We start from the raw sequence: 6,243 nt of genomic DNA, 5'->3' as shown, positions 1-6,243 counted from the left end.
CGCCTCCAGGTGCCGGTGGTCATCACCGACCTCGACCAGGAGCGGGTCGACAAGGGCGTCGCGGGCATCCGCGCCGAGATAGGCAAGCTGTCGGCGGCGGCGCCAGATGTGTAGAAGAGACAGCTCCTCCGCACCGCCCTGATCGGGACGACGACCGCTCTGCTGGCCGTCCTGGTCGCGGCGGCGCTCCTGTTCCACGCGTCCGGCGGACGCTGGTTCATCGTGCAGACGCCCTCCATGGGCACGGCCGCCCCGGTCGGCACCCTCGTCCTCACCGAGCCGACGGCCCTCGAGGACGTCCGGGTCGGCGACGCGGTCAGCTTCCACCCCACCACCACGCCCGACGAGACCTACACCCACCGGGTCGTCGAGATCGCCGACGACGGCACGCTCCGCACCCAGGGCGACATCAACGGAGCCGTCGATCCGTGGGCCACCGGCCAGGACCAGCTCATCGGAGTCGTCACCACGGCGCTGCCGGTGCTCGGCTGGCTCGTGCGCGGCCTGCCGCTGCTGATCATCGGCGCCGTCCTCGTGCAGCTGCTCACCCGCTTCATCGCCTCGCCCACCCAGCGGGCGTCGATGCGGATCCTCGGCCTCTCGCTCGTCGCGTCCGTCACCGTCTTCGTGCTCCGCCCGCTGGTCGGCATCGTCGTCCTCGAGGCCACCGTCGACAGCGGCACGACGAACGCCACGCTCGTCTCGACGGGCGTCCTCCCCATCCGCGTGAGCGCCGAGGGCGCCGACCCCGTCGACCTGGTCTCCGGACAGGTCGGCCGCCTGCAGATCCCGGCGCACGACGGAGACGCCTACGCCCTCTCCTCCGCTCTGCACCTGCCGTTCTGGGGCTGGGTCCTCTTCGTCCTGCTCTGCGCGATCCCGGTGCTCTACACGGTCTTCGTCGGCCTCCCCGGCGAGCCGGAGCGGACCGCCGAGCGCGGCCGCCGCGCCGCCCGCGAGGAGGAGACGGCATGAGCCGGCACCGCCTCTCCGCCGCCTCACCGGCCGCGCGGCTGCGCACCCTCCTCGCCCGCCCGAGGTCTGTCGTCGCCGCCCTCGCCGCCGCCGCCCTGGCCGCCGTGCTGCTCACCGCCCCGGCCACCTCCGGCGCGTACACCGCCTCGATCCTGAACTCGACCAACACGGTCGGCAGCGCCGCCGCGTTCTTCACCTGCGACGGCGCCCTCGCCGCCGACCGCGGGGCCGCGCTCTTCTCCTACACGCTCGCGCAGCCGAGCGGATCGACGACCGCGCCCGACACGGACTCCGGCCAGTACCCGGGCACCTACCGCTCCACCGGCCTCTTCCCGACCGCGATGGTCAGCTCCGCCGCGACGCCCAAGGCCTGCCCGCGCGACGCGGGCGGCTCCTGGACGCCGAACGGCACGAACCAGTACCTGAGCACGCCGCTGGAGATCAGGAACCCCGGCACCTTCAGCACCGAGATCTGGTTCAAGACCACGAACGCCGGCGGCAAGCTCTTCAGCTTCAGCGCGGGCGCCACCGCTCCCGGCGGCCAGTACGACCGCCACACCTACATCGGCGCCGACGGCAAGCTCGTCTTCGGCGTCTACAACGGCGCCGCGCAGACCATCACGAGCACCCGAGCCGTCAACGACGGGCTCTGGCACCACGTCGTCTCCACGCTCTCGCCGACGGCGGGCATCGCGCTCTGGGTCGACGGCGTGAAGGTCGCCTCCAACAGCACCTACCGGACGGCCGAGAACACGACGGGCACCTGGAAGATCGGGTACGACAGCCTCGGCGGCCAGTGGCCGAACGTCGGCTCCTCGTACTTCGGCGGCAGCCTGCGCTACGCCGCGGTGTACTCGACGGTCCTCACGCCGGAGCAGATCCAGACGCACTACGCGGCAGGACGCTGAGCGATCGGCCCGGTCGGCGGCGCCTCCGCAGCCCTAGGGTGAGCGGATGACCAACCCCGCCCTCTCGCGCCGCGCCCGCTTCCACCAGCGGTTCCTCGTGGAGGAGCGCGTGATGGCCCCGGAGGCGCGCCGCGGCCTCGACCGGGCCGGCTTCGGCCTCATCGGCGTCGGCGTCGTCCTCTTCGCGGCCTTCACCGCGCAGGTCGCGAGCGGCACCGGCCTCACCGTCCTCGATCCGGTCGTCGCCGAGTGGTTCCGCGAGAAGCGCTCCGCCGAGGGCACGGTCGTGATGGACGCGCTCGCCACCGTCTTCGGGCCGGTCTACCTGCCGGTCATCATCCTGGCGGTGCTCGTGCTCTGGTTCGTCCTCGCCCGCCACCTCTGGCGGCCGATCCTCCTGGCCGGCGGCATGCTCGTCGGGATGCTCAGCGTGCAGCTGGCCGCTCACCTCGTGATGCGGATGCGCCCGCCGGTCGAGTACATGCTGCTCGGGCCCGACGGCACGTTCTCGTTCCCCTCCGGCCACGTCACCGGCGTGAGCGACTTCTTCCTGATCACCACGTTCCTCCTCGCCTCCCGCCGCTCCTCCCGGAGCTGGATGATCGGGGGCTTCGCGCTCTCGCTCGGGATGATCGCCGGCCAGATCGTCGCCCGGCTCTACCTCGGCTACCACTGGCTGACCGACACGCTCGCCTCGGTGTCGCTCGCCCTGATCGTGCTCGGCTCGGTGATCGTGATCGACACCCGCCGGACCGCGGTCGTGCGGGGCCACGCGGACTGACCGGCGCGGCGCCTCCCTCTGCGGCGAGGAGCCGACCGCGGGAGCAGGCCCTGTCGTCAGCCCCGGTCGGCCGGATCCTCCTCGGTGACGATCGGCACCGGCTCCGTCACGCCGATCGTGCTGACGATCGGGACGATCCCGGTGCGGGTGAACGGCTCCTCGGCGGCCGGCGCCGACTCGTCGGACAGCGGTGGGGGGTCGACCGCGGCCGGCGCCGACGGGTCGGACGCCGGGAGGCCGGATCCGCTGCCCGACGCCGTGGCGTCCTGTGCGGTGTCCGCCTGCCCGGCCTCGGCGCCGTCGGGGTAGAGGACGTCGGCGGCGAGGGCCTGCTCGATCCCGCGGTCCCGGCGGGTCCGGGCGCGGACCGGCGCCACCGCCCGCACGATCGGGGTGCGCAGGCGGCGGTAGGCGATCCGGCCGAGCGTGACTCCGCCGGCGAGGCCCAGCGCGATCATGCCCGCCTGGAGCAGGAGCTCGATCCCGGCGCTCGGGCCGGCGTTCGAGGTGAGGCCGAGGACGCCGCGGTAGAGGGTGAGGCCGGGCAGGAGGGGGACGATCGCGCACGCGGTCGTCACCACGGCGGGCACCCGCATCCGCTCGGCCAGCATCTCGCCGAGCAGGCCGATCGCCAGCGCCGGGAGGGCGTTGGCCATGAGCGGCGCGAAGCCCGAGGTGGTCAGCGAGTCGGAGACGAGGAACGCGCCGGCTCCGGTGAGGGCGGCGATGAGCGCGGGCCGCGGAGGGGTGTGCGACGAGAGCGCCCAGGCGCCGGCCGCGACCCCGGCGCCGAGCACCTGCACGGCGGCCGGCCAGGGGCGGGCGTAGGAGTCGACCAGCACCAGCTCGACCCCGAGCGAGCGCGCGCCGTCGAGCACCACAGCGATCCCGACGACGATGCCCAGCGTCAGCAGCCCGACCTCGAGCAGTCGGCCGCCCGCCGTGATCGGGAACCCGTTGATCGCGTCGTCCGCCGCTCCCACGAACGAGAGCCCGGCGAGGAGCACGACCACCCCCGACGCGACGACGAGCGCGGGCGGCAGAACCGCCAGCTCCACGGGCAGCCGCGGCACGACCGCGAGCAGCACCACCGCCACTCCGGTCGCCAGCGCGGCGCCCGCGATCTGCTGGAAGAAGGCGGGCAGGCCCCAGCGGGCGAGCAGCTGGTTGACCAGGTCGATCGCGGCGGCCGTCGCGGCGGCGAGGAGCACGACGAGGGGTCCGCCCCCGAGCAGGAGCGCGACGCCCGCGGCCATCAGCGCGAGCGTGAGGGTGACGACTCCGCGGCGGTAGCGGTGCGGCTGGACGAGGATCGCGTCGAGCCGGTCGTGCGCGGCCTCGAACTGGTGGCGGGCCTCCTCGCGGGCCTCGGCGGAGTCGACGGCGTCGGCGACCCGCACCTCCGGCGAGCCCTCGGTGATGGCGGTGACGAGCGCCGTCACGCGGGCGAGCCGCTCGTAGTCGGCGCTGCGGGAGGGGACGACGCGCAGCACGCTCACGCTGGGGGAGTCGTCGCCTCCGTCGTGCACGACCAGGATCGACGTGAAGGTGAGGTCGACCTGGCACTCGATGCCGTAGGCGCGGCACACCCGCTGGATCGTCTCGGTCACCTCGGCTGCCGCGGACCCCAGCGAGAGCAGCGTCTCGCCCAGCCGCACGGCCAGCTCGAGCACTCCGCGGACCGTCTGCTCGGCGAGGAGCGCGCGCTGCGCTCGACGGCTCACCGGGGCCGCGGGCCGCTGCCCGCCGAGCTTGCCGACGACCTGCTGCAGAAGACGAGGAGAGCGCACCGTCCAGGGTAGGCACGCGGGGGCCGGTCCGGGGACGGGTTGCGCCGGCTTTCCCGCGGATGTCCGAGCAGCAGTCCTCAGAAGCAGGCGAGCACGCGGGTCGTCAGCCAGAGGGCGGCCTCGAGCTCGGTGTGCAGCTCCCGGCCGAGGGCGAGCCAGCGCTCCTCCGCCTCGGCGCTCCTCCAGCCCTCGAACACGTCGCATCCGGCGGCCCAGAGCTCCTGCCAGCGGAGCAGCGGTCCGTGCAGGGCCTCCGGGACGCCGATCGCACCCGGATCGTCGATCGGGCCGTCGACCGCCCAGAGCGGATACTCCGCGCCGTGGTCCGGGTACAGGCGGAGGTCGGCGAGCCGCCCCTCCCGATCGGCCCGCGCGCGGGCGAGGGTGTCCTCCTCGGTCGCGAACGGCGGGACGATCCACTCGATCTGCGTGACGGGATCGACGACTCGGCGTTCCACGGCTCCTCCTCCGCTCCTCGATGCGCGCACGACGGTAGCAGGGCCGTTCCGCGCCGCATCGGAGGGGGCCTGCCTACACTGGCGAGCGACTGCGTCCGCGAACGGGCGGGCGGGGCGAGGGGTGGGAGCGCATGAGGGTTCACGAGCGCGCGGTGCGGCACGGGCGGCTCCGGCGGCGGTCCGGGGTGCGGACAGTGGTGGTCGGGATCGCGGCGGTGGTCGGCGTCCTCGCCGTAAGCGCCACCTCGCTCGTGGCGATCGCGACGGTGAGCATCAGCCGGAACGTCGCCGACAACGCGGTCGATCTGGGCGTCGCTCCTCCCACCGGGAACGTGCAGATGGGCGCGGTCGAGGGCGGCTTCGACGTCCTGGTGGTCGGCACCGACAACGACGCCACGCAGGGCGACACGTTCGGCGTCCGCGACGACACGCTCAACGACGTCAACATCCTGCTCCACGTCTCGGCCGACCACCGCAGCGCGACGGTGATCAGCTTCCCGCGCGACCTGATCCTGGACCGTCCCGCCTGCACCGACCCCGAGACGGGCGTCGTCACCGAGGCCGCCGCCGGTGTCCCGCTCAACTCCGCGTTCCAGTACGGCGGGCTCGCCTGCGTCAACGACACCCTGCAGCAGTTCACCGGCCTGACGGTGCCCTACGCCGGCTGGGTGTCCTTCAACGGCGTCATCGAGATGAGCAACGCCGTCGGCGGCGTCCCGATCTGCCTCACCGGTCCGATCCTCGACACCGACTCGGGACTCGACCTGCCCGCCGGCACCTCCACCGTCTCCGGGTCGATGGCGCTCTCGTTCCTCCGCAGCCGCCACGGCGTCGGCGACCAGAGCGACCTCAGCCGCATCTCGTCGCAGCAGCAGTACCTGGCCTCGCTGATGCGCACCGTCCGCTCGGCCGACACCCTCTCGAACATCCCCGCCCTCTACGGACTCGCGCAGGCGACCTCGTCGAACGTGCACCTGTCGACGTCGCTCACGAGCCCGGCGACGATGATCTCGCTCGCCCTCGCACTGAAGGACGTCGACCTCTCGAAGATGGTGTTCGTGCAGTACCCGGCGCTCGACGACCCGGACTACCCGGGCAAGGTCGTGCCGAACGCCGAGGTCGGCGCCGAGCTCATGAGCCGCGTCCTCAACGACCAGCCGGTGACCCTCGCATCCGACGCTCCGGCGGAGGAGGCGCCCGCGGAGGGCGGCGCGGCTCCGACGGATCCCGCTCCCGTCGCCGTCGACGCTCCGGGCCAGACCGCGGCGGAGGAGACCTGCGCGGTGCCGTCCGACTGACCCGACGGGTCTCGCGACGACGAAGGCGCCCGG

At 73.5% G+C, this 6,243-nt stretch carries 6 protein-coding genes; 4 read left to right on the top strand and 2 right to left on the bottom strand.

Translation table 11 applies throughout. The features are described 5' to 3' along the window. Window positions 1-222 precede the first annotated feature (222 nt). The 3 genes from C5C63_RS10555 to C5C63_RS10545 are packed head-to-tail and all read left to right on the top strand — an operon-like array spanning window position 223 to window position 2,664. Window positions 223-975: a S26 family signal peptidase gene (locus C5C63_RS10555; RefSeq protein WP_146083081.1), complete on the top strand. Its 753-nt coding sequence runs from the start codon at window positions 223-225 to the stop codon at window positions 973-975. Continuing rightward, a complete protein-coding gene (locus C5C63_RS10550; RefSeq protein ID WP_104317083.1) occupies window positions 972-1,883 on the top strand; it encodes a LamG domain-containing protein in 912 nt (303 codons plus the stop codon). Before C5C63_RS10555 ends, C5C63_RS10550 begins: the two co-directional genes overlap by 4 nt. Window positions 1,884-1,929: 46 nt before the next feature. Further along, window positions 1,930-2,664 carry a phosphatase PAP2 family protein gene (locus C5C63_RS10545; protein ID WP_104326022.1) on the top strand — a complete coding sequence of 245 codons (735 nt, stop codon included), beginning with the start codon at window positions 1,930-1,932 and terminating at the stop codon, window positions 2,662-2,664. Window positions 2,665-2,720: 56 nt separating this feature from the next. Here C5C63_RS10545 and C5C63_RS10540 read toward each other — a convergent pair whose 3' ends face one another. Beyond that, window positions 2,721-4,454, bottom strand: coding sequence for a threonine/serine exporter ThrE family protein (locus C5C63_RS10540; protein WP_181110600.1), 1,734 nt, complete (start codon window positions 4,452-4,454; stop codon window positions 2,721-2,723). 77 nt (window positions 4,455-4,531) lie between these two features. Further along, window positions 4,532-4,912, bottom strand: a complete 381-nt coding sequence (locus tag C5C63_RS17040; protein ID WP_181110599.1) for a hypothetical protein — start codon at window positions 4,910-4,912, stop codon at window positions 4,532-4,534. Between the two features lie 131 nt (window positions 4,913-5,043). Between C5C63_RS17040 and C5C63_RS10530 the strand changes: the two genes are divergently transcribed. Continuing rightward, a complete protein-coding gene (locus C5C63_RS10530; protein WP_146086380.1) occupies window positions 5,044-6,210 on the top strand; it encodes an LCP family protein in 1,167 nt (388 codons plus the stop codon). Window positions 6,211-6,243: the final 33 nt, after the last annotated feature.

It is taken from the genome of Rathayibacter sp. AY1B8 (assembly GCF_002932775.1).
Lineage (GTDB): Bacteria > Actinomycetota > Actinomycetes > Actinomycetales > Microbacteriaceae > Rathayibacter.
This window is presented reverse-complemented; position numbering and strand designations above follow the sequence as displayed.